At 73.6% G+C, this 14,085-nt stretch carries 13 protein-coding genes; 1 reads left to right on the forward strand and 12 read right to left on the reverse strand.

Features of this window, described 5'->3' with window-relative positions; all coding sequences use genetic code 11:
• Positions 1–134: 134 nt before the first annotated feature.
• The 7 genes from ABZ858_RS15175 to ABZ858_RS15205 form a co-directional block, all read right to left on the reverse strand.
• Positions 135–1,796 (reverse strand): FAD-dependent oxidoreductase, encoded by a 1,662-nt coding sequence (locus tag ABZ858_RS15175; RefSeq protein WP_361377071.1) that lies wholly within the window; start codon positions 1,794–1,796, stop codon positions 135–137.
• Complete coding sequence (locus ABZ858_RS15180) at positions 1,793–2,701, reverse strand: MaoC/PaaZ C-terminal domain-containing protein (protein WP_361377074.1); 909 nt, start codon at positions 2,699–2,701, stop codon at positions 1,793–1,795. The genes ABZ858_RS15175 and ABZ858_RS15180 overlap by 4 nt, the downstream gene beginning before the upstream one ends.
• Positions 2,702–2,761: 60 nt before the next feature.
• On the reverse strand, positions 2,762–3,262 hold the full coding sequence (locus tag ABZ858_RS15185) for a flavin reductase family protein (protein WP_361377077.1): 501 nt from the start codon (positions 3,260–3,262) through the stop codon (positions 2,762–2,764).
• Positions 3,250–4,143 carry a VOC family protein gene (locus ABZ858_RS15190; RefSeq protein WP_361377080.1) on the reverse strand — a complete coding sequence of 298 codons (894 nt, stop codon included), beginning with the start codon at positions 4,141–4,143 and terminating at the stop codon, positions 3,250–3,252. Before ABZ858_RS15190 ends, ABZ858_RS15185 begins: the two co-directional genes overlap by 13 nt.
• 64 nt (positions 4,144–4,207) lie before the next feature.
• Entirely contained in the window at positions 4,208–5,092 is an 885-nt protein-coding gene (gene hsaD, locus ABZ858_RS15195) for a 4,5:9,10-diseco-3-hydroxy-5,9,17-trioxoandrosta-1(10),2-diene-4-oate hydrolase (protein WP_361377083.1), read from the reverse strand.
• Between the two features lie 61 nt (positions 5,093–5,153).
• Positions 5,154–6,320 carry a 3-hydroxy-9,10-secoandrosta-1,3,5(10)-triene-9,17-dione monooxygenase oxygenase subunit gene (hsaA, locus tag ABZ858_RS15200; protein ID WP_361377086.1) on the reverse strand — a complete coding sequence of 389 codons (1,167 nt, stop codon included), beginning with the start codon at positions 6,318–6,320 and terminating at the stop codon, positions 5,154–5,156.
• Between the two features lie 136 nt (positions 6,321–6,456).
• Positions 6,457–8,112: a FadD3 family acyl-CoA ligase gene (locus ABZ858_RS15205; protein WP_361377089.1), complete on the reverse strand. Its 1,656-nt coding sequence runs from the start codon at positions 8,110–8,112 to the stop codon at positions 6,457–6,459.
• Positions 8,113–8,385: 273 nt separating this feature from the next.
• Between ABZ858_RS15205 and ABZ858_RS15210 the strand changes: the two genes are divergently transcribed.
• Complete coding sequence (locus ABZ858_RS15210; RefSeq protein WP_361377092.1) at positions 8,386–9,294, forward strand: IclR family transcriptional regulator; 909 nt, start codon at positions 8,386–8,388, stop codon at positions 9,292–9,294.
• Between the two features lie 164 nt (positions 9,295–9,458).
• On the opposite strand, the gene ABZ858_RS15215 is transcribed toward ABZ858_RS15210, so the two are convergent.
• From ABZ858_RS15215 to ABZ858_RS15235, 5 genes are all read right to left on the reverse strand, one after another.
• Positions 9,459–10,562 carry a ferredoxin--NADP reductase gene (locus ABZ858_RS15215; protein WP_361377095.1) on the reverse strand — a complete coding sequence of 368 codons (1,104 nt, stop codon included), beginning with the start codon at positions 10,560–10,562 and terminating at the stop codon, positions 9,459–9,461.
• Complete coding sequence (locus ABZ858_RS15220) at positions 10,555–10,782, reverse strand: hypothetical protein (protein WP_361377213.1); 228 nt, start codon at positions 10,780–10,782, stop codon at positions 10,555–10,557. Before ABZ858_RS15220 ends, ABZ858_RS15215 begins: the two co-directional genes overlap by 8 nt.
• 1 nt (position 10,783) lies before the next feature.
• Entirely contained in the window at positions 10,784–11,932 is a 1,149-nt protein-coding gene (locus tag ABZ858_RS15225) for a Rieske 2Fe-2S domain-containing protein (RefSeq protein WP_361377098.1), read from the reverse strand.
• 191 nt (positions 11,933–12,123) lie between these two features.
• Positions 12,124–13,155 (reverse strand): 4-hydroxy-2-oxovalerate aldolase, encoded by a 1,032-nt coding sequence (dmpG, locus tag ABZ858_RS15230; protein WP_361377101.1) that lies wholly within the window; start codon positions 13,153–13,155, stop codon positions 12,124–12,126.
• Between the two features lie 12 nt (positions 13,156–13,167).
• Positions 13,168–14,079 (reverse strand): acetaldehyde dehydrogenase (acetylating), encoded by a 912-nt coding sequence (locus tag ABZ858_RS15235; protein ID WP_361377216.1) that lies wholly within the window; start codon positions 14,077–14,079, stop codon positions 13,168–13,170.
• Between the last annotated feature and the right edge of the window lie 6 nt (positions 14,080–14,085).

Raw genomic sequence — 14,085 nt, forward strand, 5'->3', positions numbered from 1 at the left:
GCCGCACGAGGGGGCGGGCCACGCCGGGGGCGCGGGAACCGGGCCGCGCGGGGACTCCGGGCCGGCCCGCAGCACCGGCCCGGAGTCCCCGTCCGCCTCCCCCTCCGCCCGTCCCCCGTCCGCCCCGGACCGGGTCAGGAGCGTGCGATGTGGTCGGACGCGAGCCAGCCGAAGGTCATGGCGGGTCCGATGGTCGCCCCGGGTCCGGGGTAGGTCTCGCCCATGACCGCCGCGGAGACGTTGCCGCAGGCGTACAGGCCGTCGATCGCCGTGCCGTCCTCGCGCAGTACCCGGGCGGTGGCGTCGGTGACCAGGCCGCCCTTGGTTCCGATGTCGCCGGGGTGCACCGGCACGGCGTGGAAGGGGCCCTTCTCCAGGGGTGCGAGGTTGGGGTTGGGCAGCCTCGGGTCGCCGTAGTAGCGGTCGTAGACGCTGTCGCCGCGGTGGAAGTCCGTGTCCCGGCCCGCGCGGGCGAAGCCGTTGAAGCGGTCCACGGTGGCGCGCAGCCGCTCGGGCGCCACGCCGATCAGTCCGGCCAGCCGTTCCACGGTCGGCGCCTGCTTCACGAAGCCGCTCTCCCGCCACGCCTTGGGGAAGGGCTGCCCGGGGAACAGGCCGAGGAAGAGGTAGCGGGCCTTGGCGGTGGCGTCGAGGATCATCCAGGACGGCACCGTGCTCGCGCCGGGCCGGTCGGCCGCGTACATCGCGTCGACGAACTCGTGGTACGGCGCGGCCTCGTTGGCGTAGCGCTCGCCCGCGCCGTCGACGATCACCATGCCGGGGATGCCGCGGTCGGCGACCAGGAAGAACGGGGTGCCGCCGGGCGGCACCACGGACGGCGCGCCCCACACCTTGTCCATCAGGTCGACGGCGGCGCCGGCGGCGACGCCCAGGTCCAGGCCGTCGCCGGTCTGCCCCTCGGGGGCGGAGGTCCACTCGGTGGAGGTCGGGGCCGGCAGGTACTTCTCGCGCAGCCGCTGGTCGCGGGAGAAGCCGCCGGAGGCGAGGACGACACCGCCCCTGGCCCTCACCGTGGTCTCCCGGCCGTCGCGGACGACGCGGACGCCGGTGATCCGGCCGCCCTCCTCCACCAGCGCGGTCACCGGCGCGGACAGCCACAGGTCGCCGCCGAGCCGGTCGAGCGAGTACCGCAGCCGGGCGACCAGCGCCTCGCCGAGGGCGAGCGGCTTGCGGCCGGCGGCGAGGGCGGCGACCGCGCGGACGCCGACCTTGAGCGAGGTGCGCTTGCCGGCCCAGGTGCGGGCGACCATGTTCAGGTGCCGGAAGTCCGCGGAGGTGATGGTGAGTCCGCGGGTGGGCAGCCCGGCCCGGCGCAGGCCGGCGCGCTGCCCGGGCGGGAGCCGGTTCAGGTCGAAGACCAGCGGTTCGACGGAGCGGCCCTGCGGGTAGCCGCCGAGCCGTTCGGGGTAGTAGTCGCTGTAGTCGGGGGTGTAGGCGAACCGTACGGCGGTGCGGTCGTGGAACTCGCGGACCATGCGCGGCCCGTGGGTGACGTAGGCGTCCTTGCGTGCGGCGGGGACGCGGTCACCCACGGTGGCGTCGAGGTAGGCGCGGGCCTTCTCGGGGGTGTCGCCGAGGCCGGCGACGTCCAGGTGGAAGTTGCCCGGCACCCAGATCGCGCCGCCGGACAGGGCGGTGGTGCCGCCGTAGCGGTCGGTCTTCTCCACCACCAAGGCGGTCAGTCCGCGCAGCCGGGCGGTGAGGGCCGCGGCCATCCCGGCGGCGCCGGAACCGGCCACCACCACGTCGTAGGTGTGGTCCCATGCGGTGCTCATAGGGTCGTGCGTCCTCTCGGTCGGTCTCGGCGGGCCGGGCGGGCGGTGACGCGGGCGTCGGTGAGGACCGGCGTGTCGGCGCGGTCCGCCGCGCCCGCCGTCAGCCGGTAGCCGTCCGGGGTGTCCCATACCCGCAGCCGCAGGGTCTCGCCCGGGAAGAACACTCCGGCGAAGCGGGTGCGGCATCCGGCGACGCGGCTGGCGTCGCCGTCCAGCAGGTGGTCGGTGACGGCCTTGACCGCCATGCCGAAGGTGCACAGTCCGTGCAGGACGGGACGGTCGTGGCCGGCCCGGCGGGCGGTGGCGGGGTCGGCGTGCAGGGGGTTGCGGTCCCCGGTGAGCCGGTACAGGAGCGCCTGCTGGCGCAGGGTCGGGACGTCCAGGACGAGGTCGGGGGCGCGGTCCGGTGGGGGCAGGCGCTCGCGGGGGCCGCGGGGCCCGCCGAAACCGCCCTCGCCGTGGACGAAGACGTGGTTGGTCTGGGTGATCAGCGGTGTGCCGTCCTCGGTGCGCAGGGTGGACTCCTGGACGAGGACGGCGGCCTTCCCCTTGTCGTACACGTCCCGGACGCGGGTGACCGTGACCGCGCGGGCCGCGGTGGGCAGGGGGCGGTGCACGGTGATCTCCTGGCCGCCGTGCAGCACGGCGGCCAGGTCGATGTCCACACCCGGTGTCCGGAAGACCTCGAAGCCCACTCCCCCGGTGCCGCCGGCCACCAGCCCGAAGGTGGGCAGCACCTGGAGTCCGCGCTCATGTCCTTCGTGGACGTAGCGCAGTTCGTCCGGGCCGGTCTCCGGGACGCCCGCGCCCAGCGCCAGGTGGTAGAGGCGTACGTCATGGTCGTCCCAGGTCACGGGGGTGCGCACGGGCGGCGCGGCGAGGGCCTTCTCGGCGTCGATGGGCATGGGCGGGGTTCCTTCGCGCTCGGCCGGGCGGCGGGGCGGCTCGTCCGGTGCGGGGCCGGCTCAGGTGCAGAACGTGCCGGTGGCGTAGCGGCTGCGGAAGTACAGCAGCGGGCGGCCGTCGCCGCGGGCGGCCAGGTCGAGGACCTCGCCGGTGACGATGTGGTGGTCGCCCGCCTCGCGGATGTCCGCGAGGCGGCAGTCGACGGTGGCCAGGGCGCCGTCGATGCGTACGGTGCCGTGGTCGCTGACGCTCCAGGGCACGCCGGTGAACTTGTCGGGGCCGCTGCGGCCGAGCGCCGCGCAGGTGGCCTGCTGGTCCGCGGCGAGGATGTTGACGCAGAAGCGGCCGGTGCGCTGGAGTCTCGGCCAGCTGGTGGACGTCCTGCCGACGGCCAGCATGACCAGCGGCGGGTCCAGGGAGAGCGAGGCGAAGGACTGGCAGGCGAAGCCGACGGGTTCGCCGTCGTCCAGTCCGGCGACCACCGTGATGCCGCTGGCGAACCGGCCGAGGACGTCGCGGAAGTCGGCCGCGTCGATCCGCGGGCGGTTCAGCCGTTCCACCGGTGGCCCCAGAAGCTGTCGGCGGTGATCTCCTTGGCCACCCAGGCGGCGGGGTCGACGAGCAGGCCGTCCCAGCCGTACTCGACCTGGAAGCCGCCGGGTGCCTGGGCGTAGAAGGACACCATGCGGTCGTTGGTGTGCCGGCCCAGGCTGGAGGCGATCGGGATGCCCGCGGCGTTCATGCGGTCCAGGCCGTGGCCCACGTCGTCCAGGGTCTCCAGTTCCACCATGAAGTGCACGATGCCGGGCGGCAGCGCGCCGGGGTACAGGCCCAGGCTGTGGTGGCGGCGGTTGGGGCTGAGGAAGTGCATCCAGTGGAAGTCCCGCTGTGCGGTGGCGGTCGGCACGGCCTGCGGCGGCAGCCGCATGGAGTCGCGCAGCTGGAAGCCGAGCAGGTGCTCGTAGAAGTCACGGGCGGCCTCGATGTCGGGGACCGGCAGCACGACGTGACCGAGGCCGAGGTCGCCGGTGACGAAGCGGTTGCCGTAGGGCGTGCCGAGCGGGGTGTGGTCCTGGGCCTGGCCCCAGTAGATCTCCAGCGGGTTGCCGCAGGGGTCGCTGACGTGGATCAGGCCGCGCACGCGGCGCTCGTCGAGTTCGCCGGCGTCGGCCGCCTTGACGGGGTGGCCGGCGGCCTCCAGTTCGCGGGCGGCCCGGTCCAGGGCGGCGGCGTCCGCCACCTCCCAGCCCGCCGCGAGCAGCCGGTCGGCGGTGCCGGTGTGCACGGTGATCCGGTGGACGCGGTCGTCCATGCGCAGGCGCAGGGTGTCCTCGGTGGAGCCGGGCGCCTCGGTCATGCCGAGGAGGTCGAGCGCGTAGGTGCGCCACTCGGCGGGCCGGGTGGTCTCCAGGCGCAGATAGCCGAGAGCACGGATGTCCATGGTGGTGTCCCTTCGGTGCGGCGGCGCGGCTCAGTGGGATCAGTGGGATCTGGGATCAGTGGGATCAGTGGGAGAGGAAGTCGAGGGCGAGGCGGTTGAACTCGTCGGCCTGCTCGGCCTGTGCCCAGTGGCCGCAGTGCGGGAAGACGTGCAGGCGGGCGTCGGGAATGGTCCTGAGCGCGACCAGCGCGCCGTCCAGCGGGTTGACGCGGTCCTCGCGGCCCCAGGTGAGCAGCACCGGGTGGGTGATGCGGTGGGCCTCGCGCCACAGCATCCAGTCCTCGGCCCAGGCGGGTTCGGCGAAGGCGGCCGCCATCCGGGCGCTGCCGAGCCGGGTGTCGGGGTCGGTGGCCGAGGCCCAGCGCTCCTCGACCAGTTCGTCGGTGACGATCGACTGGTCGTACGCCATCACGCTGAGGAAGGCGCGCAGTTGCTCCTTGGCCGGCCGGGGCGCGGTGTTGAACTCGAAGAGGCGCTTGATGCCTTCGGTGGGGTCGGGCGCGAAGAGGTTGACGGAGACGCCGCCGGGTCCCATGAGGACCAGCTTGCCCACCTTGTGCGGGTGGTTCAGGGCCATCCGGACACTGGTGCCGCCGCCGAGCGAGTTGCCGACGAAGTGGGCTTGTGCGATGCCGAGTTCGTCCGTCAGGGCGGCGATCGCGTCCGCGCTGTAGCTGAAGTAGTCCTTGTCGAGCACCGGTTTGCCGGAGCGGCCGAAGCAGGGCTGGTCGATGAGGAGGGTGCGGAAGCGCTCGGCGAAGACGGGGAGGTTGCGGCCGAAGTTGGACCAGGCGGAGGCGCCGGGCCCGCCGCCGTGCAGCATGATCACGACCGGGGCGTCCTGCGGGCCGGCCTCGTGGTAGTGCAGGGTCAGTCCCGCCGCTTCGGCGGTGCGGGAGGTCGATTCCCGGGTCAGCTCTGCCCTCGGGCCTGTCGACGGGCCTGTCATCGGGCCTGTCATCGGGCCTGTCGTCCGGTCTGCCATCGGTTCTGCCATCGGGGCACCTCTCTCAGGCCATCGAGTCGTGGAGGTCCATGCCGAGCGCGGCCTGCCCGAACATGACCAGTGCGCGTTCGGGGTCGTTGGCGGCGTGGCCGCGGCCGGTGTGGGCGTCGCGCCAGGCGCGCTGGAGGGGGCCGGGTCCGGTGCGCATGGCGTTGCCGCCGGAGTTCTCCATCAGGAGGTCCAGGGCGGCGACGGCGCGTTCGGTGGCGAGCACCTGGTCCCGGCGCACGCGGGTGCGCAGCGCCATGGGGAGCGGCTCACGGCGTTCCGCGCGGGCGTACAGGTCGGCGATGTTGCGGGAGAGCTGGAGCCAGCCGGCGTCGATGTCGCTGGCGGCGCGGGCGATGCGGACCTGCGCGAACGGGTCCTCGGCGACCTTCTGCCCGTAGGAGACGCGGATGCGCCGCGCGGTCGCCTCGACGTAGGACTCGTAGGCGCCCTCGGCGATGCCGACGATCGGGGTGGAGATGGTGGTGGTGAACACGGCGGCGTACGGCAGCCGGTACAGCGGCTCGGGGTTCAGTGTGTGGCCGGGCACCCGCAGGGCGGTGACCGGGCCGAAGCTGAGCGCGCGGTGCTCGGGGACGAAGACGTCCTCGACGACGATGTCGTTGCTGCCGGTGCCGCGCAGGCCGACGGTGTCCCACACGTCGTCGACGCGGTACTGGGAGCGCGGGACGAGGAAGGTGCGCATGTCGACCGGGGTGCCGTCGGCGTCCGGCACGAGGCAGCCGAGCAGGGCCCAGTCGGTGTGGTCGCAGCCGGAGGAGAAGTGCCAGCGGCCCGACAGCCGGAAACCGCCGTCCACCGCGGTGGCCTCACCGGTGGGGGCGTACGAGGAGCAGATGCGGGTCTTGGGGTCCTCGCCCCACACCTCCTGCTGGGCGAGCGGGTCGAACAGGGCGACGTGCCAGGGGTGGACGCCGACCACGGAGGCCACCCAGCCGGTGGAGCCGCACGCCTTGGCGATCTCCTTGACGGCCGCGTAGAAGACGGCCGGGTCGGCGGCCCGGCCGCCGAAGGGCTTGGGCTGGAGGAGCTGGAAGAAGCCGGTGGCCTCGATCTCCTTGACGGAGGTCTCGGGTATCCGGCGCAGTGCCTCGGTCTCGGCGGCGCGCTCGCGCAGGCTCGGGGCGAGCGCGCGGATCGCCGCCAGTACGTCCTCGGCCATGAACATCACCTCTCGGGCGGTCGTGGTGGCGGAAGTGCCAGGACCGTACGCCCGACTGTTCCGGAACGACATACCTGGCTCCCGCTGAGCGGGAAGGGCGGGGAGGGGAACCGGCGGGGGTGGGCGCCGGGGCTGTTCAGGTCGGCGCCGACTCGCGGGCGGTGCGGCGCAGTTCGGCCTTGAGGATCTTCCCGCCGGCGTTGCGCGGCAGTTCGGGCACGGCGTGGAAGCGGCGCGGGACCTTGAAGTTGGCGAGCCGTTCGCGCGCCCAGGCGGTCAGCTCCGCCGGGTCGGGGCGGGCGCCCGGGGCGGGCACGTAGAAGGCGACGCCGACCTCGCCGAGGCGCGGGTCGGGGGCGCCGACCACCGCGACGTCGGCGATCTTCGGGTGGCCGCGCAGGACGTGCTCCACCTCGGCCGGGTAGGCGTTGAAGCCGCCGACGATGTAGACGTCCTTGAGCCGGTCGGTGAGGGACAGGTAGCCGCGTTCGTCGAGCACGCCGACGTCCCCGGTGTGCAGCCAGCCGTCCGCGTCCACGGCCTGGGCGGTCGCCTCGGGGTCGTCCAGGTAGCCGCGCATCACGTTGTAGCCGCGCACCACCACCTCGCCCGGGGCGCCGGGCGGCAGGGGCGTGCCGTCGGCGGCCACCACGCGTACCTCGGTGCCGGGCAGCGCCGGACCGGCGGTGACGGCCAGGGTCCTGGCGTCCGCGTCCGGCGGGCAGACGCAGACCACTCCGGTGGACTCGGTGAGGCCGTACGCGCTGAACACGGCCCGGATGCCCAGTTCGGCGCGGACGCGTTCGATCAGCGCGGGGCCGACGCCGCTGCCGCCCGCGCCGGCCAGCCGCAGCGACGTCAGGTCGTGTGCGGCGCGCCGGGGGTGGTCGAGCAGGCTGTGGAAGACGGTGGGCGTGGCCAGCAGGACACTGATCCGCTCCTTCGCCAGCCGGGGCAGGATCAGGTCCAGGTCGAAGACCTCCTCGGGGACCATGGTGACGCCCTGGAGCAGACAGGCGACGATGCCGGCCTTGTACCCGAAGACGTGGAAGAACGGGTTGACGAGCAGGTAGCGGTCCCCGGTGCGCAGGGTGACCGCGCGGCACCATTGGGCGAAGACCCGCAGGGTGGCGTCGTGCGTGCTCAGTACGCCCTTGGAGCGGCCGGTGGTGCCGGAGGTGAACAGGATGTCGGCCAGGTCGCCGGGGCGGACGGCGGCGGCGCGGGCGGCCCGTTCACCCTCCGGTACGCGCTCGCCGGCGGCCAGGTAGCCGGCCCAGCCCGTCGTCCCGTCCGCCGGTTCGCCGCGCAGCACCACGATGGTGTCGAGCCGTCCGAGGTCCTCGCCGGCCTCGCGCAGCATCGCCACGTAGTCGATGCCGAGGAAGCCGCGCTCGGTGAAGAGCAGCCGGGCGCCGCTGCGGCGGATGATGTCGGCGGCCTCGGCGGCCTTGTACCGGGTGTTGAGCGGAACGAGGACGGCGCCGACGGAGACCGCGCCGAGCACGGCGGTGATCCACTGACGGGTGTTGGGCGCCCACACGGCCACCCGGTCGCCGGGCCGGACGCCCCGGGCGAGGGCGGCCCGGGCGGAGGCGGCGATCTCGTCGCGCAGCCGGGCGAAGCTCCAGCGCACCTCGCCGTCGGCCAGCGCCTCCCGCCGGCCGTAGGCGTCCGCGGCGAAGTCGGCGAGCTGCGCGAGGGTGGCGGGGGCCGCTGTGCCGGCCGTGGCGGGGGGCTCTGTGCCGGCCGTGGCGGGGGGCTCTGGCAGGTCGTTGAACACGCTGGTCATGCCTCTTTCCGTGGTACGTGGCCGGGGTGCGGGGATGCCGGGCGGCGGTTGCGGAAGCGACCAGGGGGGCGGGAGAGGTGGGCCGGGCGAGCGGCGGCCGGTGCGGGCACGCGGGTCCGTCGGCACTGCTGACGGGAGGGAAAGTACGCGTTACTATTCCGAAACGAAACACCCTCTTCCCGGCAGGCGGGATCGGCTGGCAGTCTCCCGGCAGTACCGCAGGACACGGCCGCGGTCCCGGGCCGCCGGCCGTCCGTGTGAGGTGAGGTGCCGATGACCGCGCAGGCCGCCGAGACCGGATTCCCGCCCCTGTCGCTGCTCGAGAAGGCCGCGAAGGTGCTGAGCGCCTTCCAGAGCGCCGAGCCACGGCTCACCCTGACCCAGGTCGTCCAGCGTTCCGGCATCCCCCGTTCCTCCGCCCACCGCATCCTGGACCAACTGGTGCGGCTGCGCTGGCTGGAGCGCGAGGGCCACGACTACCGGCTGGGCATGGGCATGCTGGAGCTGGGCGCCCTGGCCTCGCACCACAACCGGCTGCGGCGGGTCGCCCTGCCCCATCTGCACGCGCTGCACGAGACCACCGGCCATCTGGTGCACCTCACGGTGCTCGACGGCACGGAGGTGGTCTATCTGGAACGCATCGGCGGGTCGGACGACGGCAGCGTGCCCTCGCGGGTGGGTGGACGGCAGCCCGCGTACTGCACGGCGGCGGGCAAGGCGATCCTGGCGTTCGGCGACGCCGCGCTGGTGGAGCAGGTGATCCGGGGCGGCCTGCGGCCGCGCACGCCCCGTACCCTCGTCCGACCCGAGTCGCTGCGCGCGGAGCTGACGGCGGTGCGCGAGCGCGGGGTGGCCTTCGACCACGAGGAGGGGTTCCGGGGCGTCTCCTGCGTGGCGGCACCGCTGCGCGGAGCCGGCCGGGCCGTCGCCGCGATCTCCGTGTGCGGCAACGGCGCCCACCGGGAGCTGGAGCGGATCGCCCCCTTGGTGCGCGGCTGCGCCCGCTCGGTGTGGCGGGACATGTTCGGGCCGGGCCGGCACACCGGGAACCGGGCACGGCCCGAGCGGACGGCGCCCGCGCCTGCACTTGCCCCCGCGCCCGCGCCCGCGCCGACGCCGGGCGTGCCGCGGCCGGCGATGGACAGCATGATGTCCTGGCTGCGGTTCAGCGAGTGGATGTGACACCGGGGGCGTGGTGGGCGCGCCGGGCGAATGGCCGGGGCGGAGGGGTGGGCCGGGGCGGAGGGGTGGGCCGGGGCGGACGGGTGGGCCGGGGCGGACGGGTGGGCCGGGTCAGCCCGTTGGGCAGCGGGTGCGCGGGGCGGTGAGGTCTGCGGCGAGGAAGGTCAGGAGTAGCTGATCTCGGTCCATGCGGTGAGCGGGACCGCCTGGCAGGCCAGGACGTAGCCCTCGGCGATGTCCTGGTCGTCCAGGGCGTCGTTGCGGACCATCTTCACCTCGCCGCAGACGACCCGGCAGGTGCAGGCGCCGCAGGAGCCCTCCCGGCAGGAGTAGGGCGCGTCGAGGCCCGCGGCGAGGAGGACGTCGAGCAGGAGTGTGCCCGGCGGCCAGGCGAGCGTGCGGGTCTCGCCGTCGAGTTCCACGCGTGCGGTGCCCGCGCCCTCGGCGGGCGGTGTCTGCGGGAGAGTGGGCGCGGCGAAGACGTCCGTGCCCAGAGAGAAGAAGCGCTCCCGGTGGATGCGGTCGCCCGGCGTGCCGAGGGAGCGCAGGCTCCGCTCCACGGCGTCGGTCAGCGGCGCGGGACCGCAGACGTAGGCCTCGCGGTCGGCGTACGGGGCGAGGACGGTGCCCAGCCGCTCGGGCGTCGGCATCCCCTGGAGGGACTCCAGCCAGTGGATCACCAGCAGCCGGTCCGGATGGTCCTCGGCCAGCCGGCGCAGTTCGTCGCGGAAGATGACCGCGTGCTCGCCGCGGTTGGCGTAGAGGAGGACGACCTCGCCGCGGCCGCCGGCCAGGACCGACTTGGCGATGGACAGCACCGGCGTGATGCCGCTGCCGCCGGCGACGAGCAGCAGGCCGGTGTCGAGCGAGGCGGGGGTGAAGGTGCCGGCCGGGGGCAGCACGTCCAGTTCGTCACCCGCTCGTATCCGGTCGCACACCCAGTTGGAGCCGTGTCCGCCGGGCACCCGCTTGACGGTGACCTTCATGGGTTCGCCGGTGTGCGGGGAGCTGGCGAGCGAGTAGCAGCGGGCGGCGTGCCCGCCGTCGGTCCCGGGAAGTCTCAGGGTCAGGAACTGCCCGGGGCGGTAGGCGAACCGGTGCGCGCTCTCCGGTGGCGCCTCCAGGACCAGGGAGTGCGCGTCGGCCGTCTCGGCGATCACCTCGGTGACGCGCAGCCGGTACGTGCGTACCCCGGCCGCCGGGCCGTCCGCCGCCTCCGTCGCTTCTGCCTCCGGGCCCGGTCCTTCCCCTGCCGCCGTGTCAGGCATCGGCGACCTCCAGGGTGCCTTCCTCGACCGCGCGGTCGATGCTGTCGCGCAGCGCCCGGCAGGTCGGGATGCGGGCGGTGGTCTGCCCCTGGGCCACCCGGCCGCGGAACTCGGCGCAGACCACGGCCGCCTCGGCGGTCCACTGCACGGAGGTGTGGGCGACGCTGAACTTCTCGCACAGGACCCGGTTGCCGCACACCGCGCACTCCACCGGCCGCATCTCAGGCACCGGTCCCGGCCGGGCGGTGCGCCAGGTTCTCGGCGACCTCGGCGCGCCAGGCCCGGTTGGCCCGCTCGGTGTCGACCTCGAACTCGAAGCGGCGGGTCATCTCGTCCTTGACGTCGTCGGTATCGACGTAGAACTGCTCGTACCAGCGGCGCAGTTGGTAGACCGGGCCGTCCTCCTCGGTGAGCAGCGGGTTGTCGATCCGGGTCTTGTCGCGCCAGATCCGCACGTCCTGCTCGAAGCCGACGGTCGCGCCCTCGGCGGTGAGCGCGGCGGCCTCGGCGGCCTGTTCGTCGGTCATGCCGGGCAGCCGCTTGACGATCGCGCCGTACTGGAGCATGAAGCTGTTCGCGGTGACCGGGTAGTGGCAGTTGATCAGGACGATCTCCATCTCGGTGCCGCCGCCGACGTCGCTGTAGAGGTGGTCGATCATGTAGGAGGGGCCGTAGTAGGAGGCGTCCGAGCGCAGCCGGCCGGCGCTGAGGGTGCCCAGCTCCATGTCGCCGCGCGGGCTGGACTCCATGTACTGGGTGGCGATGTGCCCGTCGAAGACGTTCTTGAAGTATTCGGGGAAGGCGTAGTGGACGTAGTAGAAGTGCGCCATGTCCACGACGTTGTCGACGATCTCGCGGCAGTTGGCCCCGTCGACCAGGAGCGTCTTCCAGGTCCAGTCGCTCCACCGGTCGGCCTCGGGGCCGTGGACGCCGGCGATCTCGGGGACGGTGACCTCGGGCGGTGGCGGGTTGCCCTGCGGGTCGTGCCAGACGAACAGCTGCCTGTTGCGTTCCAGGGTGAGCCAGGCGCGGGTCTTGGCGCGGGGCGGCACCCGGCGGGCGTAGGGGATGCCCGCGCAGCGGCCGTCGCCCGACCAGCGCCAGTCGTGGAACGGGCAGGCGACGGCGTCGCCCTTGACGCTGCCCCGGGCGAGGTTGCCGCCCATGTGCGGGCAGTAGGCGTTCAGCACGTGCGGCTGCCCGTCGTGCTCGCCCCGGAAGACGACCAGCTTGGTGCCGAACGCCTCGATCTGGTGCGGTGCTCCGTCCTTGAAGTCGTCGGCGAGGCCCAGGCAGTGCCAGCCCCGGGCGAAGCGGGTCGGCGGTGTGCCCGCCTCGATGACCCGGATCTGTTCGTCGAGCGCGGCCATCTCGTCCCTCCGATGTCTGTCGGTGCCAGGTGTCCGTGGGTGCCAGGTGCCCGTGGGTGCCGGGTGTCCGTGGGTGCCGGGTGTCCGTGGGTGCCAGGTGCCCGTGAGTGCCAGGTGCCCGTGGGTGCCGGGTGCCCGTGGGTGCCGGGTGTTCATGGGTGCCGGGGCGTCGTGGCCGCCGGCCCGGTGGCTCAGTTCCGTGCGGCGAGTTCCACCGCGATGTCGATCAGCTGGTCCTCCTGGCCGCCGACCAGGCGGCGTTCGCCGGCGCGCAGCAGGATCTCGGCGCCGGAGACGCCGTAGCGGTCCGCCTGCCGGTAGGCGTGCTTGAGGAAGCTGGAGTAGACGCCGGCGTGGCCCATCAGCAGGGCGAGCCGGTCGAGCCGGCATTCCTCGTCCATGACCGGGCGGACCACGTCCTCCGCCACGTCGATGATCTTCAGTACGTCGATGCCGGTGCGGATGCCCATCTTGGCGCAGACGGCGGCCAGTGCCTCGACGGCGGTGTTGCCCGCGCCGGCGCCCAGGCGGCGGGTGGAGCCGTCGATCTGGACGGCGCCGGCCCGGATCGCGGCGATCGAGTTGCCGAGGCCCAGCGCCAGGTTCTCGTGGCCGTGGAAGCCGACCTGGGCGTCCTCGCCGAGTGCGGCCACCAGCGCCTGGACGCGCGCGGTGACGTCGTCCATGACCATGGCCCCGGCGGAGTCGACGACGTACACGCACTGGCAGCCCGCGTCGGCCATGATCCGGCCCTGCCGGGCCAGCGCCTCGGGGGTCGTGGAGTGGGCCATCATCAAGAACCCCACCGTCTCCAGGCCCATGTCCCGGGCCAGCCCGAAGTGCTGGACGGCGATGTCGGCCTCGGTGCAGTGGGTGGCGATGCGGCAGATGCTCGCGCCGTTGCCGTGGGCGGCCCGGATGTCGTCCTTGACGCCGAGTCCGGGCAGCATCAGGAAGGCGATCCGGGCCCGGCGCGCGGTGTCCACGGCGACCTGGATCAGCTCCTGCTCGGGGGTGCGGGAGAAACCGTAGGTGAAGGACGAGCCGCCGAGTCCGTCGCCGTGGCTCACCTCGATCACCGGGACTCCGGCGTCGTCGAGGGCGGCGACGACCGAGCGTACGTCGTCGGCGGTGAACCGGTGCCGCTCGGCGTGCGAGCCGTCGCGCAGCGAGGAGTCGGTGACGCGGATGTCGAGGGTGTCCGAGTACGCGGCCTGGGGCATCTGGGGCTTCCTTTACGCGGCCGGGGCGAGGAGCGCCTTGGCGAACTCCTCGCCGGCCTTGGTGGCGGCGGCGGTCATGATGTCGAGGTTCCCGGCGTACGGCGGCAGGTAGTCGCCCGCTCCCTCGACCTCCAGGAAGATCGCGACGCGGGCCATGCCCCCGTTCTCGTCCCGCGCCGGGTCGAACTGCGGCTCGCCGCGCAGCCGGTAGCCGGGTACGTACGCGGCGACCTGCTCGGCGATCTCCTTGACGGACTGGGCGACGGCGGCCTGGTCGGCGTCCTCGGGGATCGCGCAGAAGACGGTGTCGCGCATGACGACGGGCGGCTCGGCCGGGTTGAGGATGATGACGGCCTTGCCGCGCGCGGCGCCGCCGATGGTCTCGATGCCGCGCGAGGTGGTGCGGGTGAACTCGTCGATGTTGGCGCGGGTGCCGGGGCCCGCGGAGACGGAGGAGACGGACGCGACGATCTCCGCGTACGCCACGGGGACGACGCGGGAGACGGCGTACACCATGGGGATGGTGGCCTGCCCGCCGCAGGTGATCAGGTTGACGTTGGGCTTGTCGAGGTGCTCGCGCAGGTTGGCGGGCGGTACCACGGCGGGGCCGACGGCGGCCGGGGTCAGGTCGATCGCGGTGATGCCGAGTTCGGCGTAGCGGGGGGCGTTGGCCCGGTGGACGTGGGCGGAGGTCGCCTCGAAGACGAGGTCGGGCAGTTCGGGCCGGGCGAGCAGCCCGTCGACGCCCTCGTGGCTGGTCTCCAGTCCGGCCCGGCGGGCGCGGGCCAGGCCCTCGCTGCCGGAGTCGACGCCGATCATCCAGCGCGGCTCGACGAGTGCGGAGCGCCGCAGCTTGTACAGCAGGTCGGTGCCGATGTTGCCGGAGCCGACGATCGCTGCGGTCGCCTTGGTCTTGGTGGTCATCATCAC

Source organism: Streptomyces sp. NPDC047017 (genome assembly GCF_040644175.1).
In the GTDB taxonomy this organism is placed as follows: domain Bacteria; phylum Actinomycetota; class Actinomycetes; order Streptomycetales; family Streptomycetaceae; genus Streptomyces.